4 protein-coding genes and 1 pseudogene are annotated in these 2,944 nt (G+C 68.3%); 2 read left to right on the plus strand and 3 right to left on the minus strand.

Features of this window, described 5'->3' with window-relative positions; translation table 11 throughout:
* The coding region (locus J0695_RS26985; RefSeq protein ID WP_206966198.1) for a PTS transporter subunit EIIC at positions 1-1,485 on the plus strand (1,485 nt) is incomplete at its 5' end.
* A 57-nt stretch (positions 1,486-1,542) separates the two neighbouring features.
* Here J0695_RS26985 and J0695_RS44185 read toward each other — a convergent pair.
* Positions 1,543-1,626, minus strand: a pseudogene (locus tag J0695_RS44185) (cold shock domain-containing protein); the annotation flags it as partial.
* Between the two features lie 27 nt (positions 1,627-1,653).
* Here J0695_RS44185 and J0695_RS26995 point away from each other — a divergent pair.
* Entirely contained in the window at positions 1,654-2,121 is a 468-nt protein-coding gene (locus J0695_RS26995) for a hypothetical protein (protein WP_307798774.1), read from the plus strand.
* A 29-nt stretch (positions 2,122-2,150) separates the two neighbouring features.
* Here J0695_RS26995 and J0695_RS27000 read toward each other — a convergent pair whose 3' ends face one another.
* Together J0695_RS27000 and J0695_RS27005 are read right to left on the minus strand one after the other, a co-directional pair.
* Positions 2,151-2,567 (minus strand): PIN domain-containing protein, encoded by a 417-nt coding sequence (locus J0695_RS27000; protein ID WP_307798775.1) that lies wholly within the window; start codon positions 2,565-2,567, stop codon positions 2,151-2,153.
* Complete coding sequence (locus tag J0695_RS27005; RefSeq protein ID WP_206966200.1) at positions 2,564-2,788, minus strand: type II toxin-antitoxin system VapB family antitoxin; 225 nt, start codon at positions 2,786-2,788, stop codon at positions 2,564-2,566. The genes J0695_RS27000 and J0695_RS27005 overlap by 4 nt, the downstream gene beginning before the upstream one ends.
* Positions 2,789-2,944: the final 156 nt, after the last annotated feature.

Here is a 2,944-nt window from a genome sequence, read left to right on the forward strand (position 1 = left end):
ATCCTCCCCCTCGTCGGCGGCGCAGCGAACGTCACGTCCATCGCCCACTGCATGACCCGCCTCCGCCTCAACCTGGCCGACCCCTCGCTGGTCCAGGAAGAGGCGCTGAAGGCACTGCCCGCGGTCATGGGCGTGGTGGTCGACGACACGTACCAGATCGTGCTCGGCCCCGGCACGGTCGCCCGGGTCACACCGGAGTTCGAGGCCTTGGTGGCGGAGGGCAAGGCGGCGGCCCCTCCCGCCGCACCGGCCACCGCCGATGAACTCGCAGCTCAGGGCGCAGCGATCAAGGCGGCCCAGAAGGCCAAGAACGCAACGCCGTTCAAGCTCTTCCTCCGCAAGATCGCCAACATCTTCGTCCCGCTGATCCCGGCCCTCATCGGCTGCGGCATCATCGCGGGCATCAACGGCCTTCTCGTCAACGCGGGCTGGCTCCCGGGCCTCACCCCCGCCCTCGCCTCGATCGCCTCCGGCTTCATGGCGCTGATCGCGGTCTTCGTCGGCTACAACACCGCGAAGGAGTTCGGCGGTACGCCGATCCTCGGCGGCGCGGTGGCGGCGGTCATCGTCTTCCCCGGCGTAGCGAACGTCACGGCCTTCGGCGAGAAGCTCTCCCCCGGCCAGGGCGGCGTCCTCGGCGCACTCGGAGCCGCGGTCCTCGCGGTCTACATCGAGAAGTGGTGCCGCAAGTGGATGCCCGAATCCCTGGACGTCCTCCTCACCCCCACGATCACGGTCCTCGTGACCGGCCTGGTCACGCTCTTCGGCCTGATGTACGTGGCCGGTGAGATCTCCACCGCCATCGGCACCTCCGCCACCTGGCTCCTGGCCCACGGCGGCGCGGGCGCGGGCTTCATCCTCGGCGGCCTCTTCCTCCCGGTGGTCATGCTGGGCCTGCACCAGGCCCTGATCCCCATCCACACCACCCTGATCGAGCAGCAGGGCTACACGGTCCTGCTCCCCATCCTCGCGATGGCGGGCGCGGGCCAGGTCGGCTCGGCGATCGCCGTCTACCTGCGACTCCCCCGCAACAAGTCCCTCCGCAAGACCATCAAGTCGGCGCTCCCCGCAGGCTTCCTGGGCGTGGGCGAGCCCCTGATCTACGGCGTCTCGCTCCCCCTCGGCCGCCCGTTCATCACGGCCTGCATCGGCGGCGCGTTCGGCGGCGGATTCGTAGGCCTGTTCAACCAGCTCGGCGACACGGTCGGCTCCACGGCGATCGGCCCCTCGGGCTGGGCGCTGTTCCCCCTGCTCCAGGGCAACCACGGCCTGGGCACCACGATCGCGATCTACGCGGGCGGCCTGCTGGTGGGCTACCTCGCGGGCTTCCTCGCCACGTACTACTTCGGCTTCACGCAGCAGATGCTGACGGAGTTCAACGTCACGGCGGAGGAGGCCGCAGCAGAAGGCCTCCCCGCGGCGGACCCGTCGTCGGCACTGGTCCACGACGACCAGAATCCGAAGAAGGAACCGGCGGGGGTCTGACTCCCCCGCACGACCGGCCCCCACCGCCAACGGGCGGTGGGGGCCGTGGCGCCAGACGACGCGGACGGCTGCGGCCTGTGGTTGCTTCGGCCCCTGGACGACCTCGAACTCGACTCTTTGGTACGTCTCCAGGGTCCGGTAGCAGCGCAGACCTGTGGCCTCCGGTCCGTGCACTCCTCGGAGCGGGATCCGGCAAGCGAATGGAGGTGCCCGGTGATCACCCAGGGGGTGAAACTCACGGCCCGGTGCAACGACTGCGGCGGCGTATCGACCCGGGACATCGGCCAGTTCATCGACCGCGACCAGTTGTGGTGGGGCACTGAGGTTTCCTGCGGGAACTGCCCCACCGCATGGTGCGAACAGGACACAGGCGGATCGACGCCCGATGAGATTCGGAACGCCTTGCTCGCGGAACACGGCCCCGTCCTGCTCCGTCTGACAGACACCGAAGCGGGCCTCGTCCCTGTCCTGAGAGCCCTGCGGGAGGTGCTCGGCCTCCCTCTGAACACGGCACGCGCCATGGCCACCAGCCTCAAGGAGACCGGTTTGTCGGGCACGTTGGTCGAGATGGAGTTCCTCTCCCACGGGCTGCGACGTCGATCAGTGACTACGGCGATCGAGCCCCTGCCCGACTGACTCCAGCAGCGCAAGGGAACGGCCCCGCTTCACGCCGGCCCGTCGAGCACACTGCGCTGCTCAAGCTCCGAGGCGAGTCGCGCCCCGGTGACAAAGTCCGCGTCGTCGTGCAGCACGACCAGACCGTGGTGAGCTGCGGTCGCACAAATTTGCAGGTCGACAGCTGACAGAGCCTTGTGCGCGCCACGCTCGGCAGCCCTGTGCTGGAGCCCGCTGATCCAACGGCCCGCCCCTTTGGGGACGACGACATCGTCGTACAGATCGTCGAACATTGCGCAGTACACGTCGTACTCGGCGAGGTCACGCGCCGATAGCAGGAACTCCGCACGCTGCGGATAGCAGGACCGGACAGCCCCGTCCGCGATGACCGGAATCCACTTCTCGTACAGGGCCGGGTCCCGCAGCATCCTCCAGAGGGCGGATGAATCCAGCAAGTAGAGGCTCACTGACGCGAAGCCTCTTTCTCGGCCCGATGGACTGCCTGCGCCGCCTCGAAGTCCCAGTCCTGGGCCAGCTCGAAGTACTTCCGGGCTGCGTCTTCGCGACGCCGCCGCGCGTTGTACTCCTCCAGCGCCGCGGCGACCGCAGCCGTCTTCGTCCGGTGTCCGCCCAGCTGCTTCGCTGTCTCAAGCGCCTCGTCGTCGATGTCGATGTGCGTCAGGGACATCCCAGACCTCCACTCTGTACATCCCGGCGGCGTTTCTACCGTTCCCAATGTACAACCCTCTCGCTCTCGACCACTTTTCTTCCGATACGACCCATAGACCTCGCTCACGGAAGCCGCCCTTCCCGATTGGCCGCCCGCACCGACCCCCGCAAGGCC

It is taken from the genome of Streptomyces beijiangensis, assembly GCF_017315755.1.
GTDB lineage: Bacteria > Actinomycetota > Actinomycetes > Streptomycetales > Streptomycetaceae > Streptomyces > Streptomyces beijiangensis.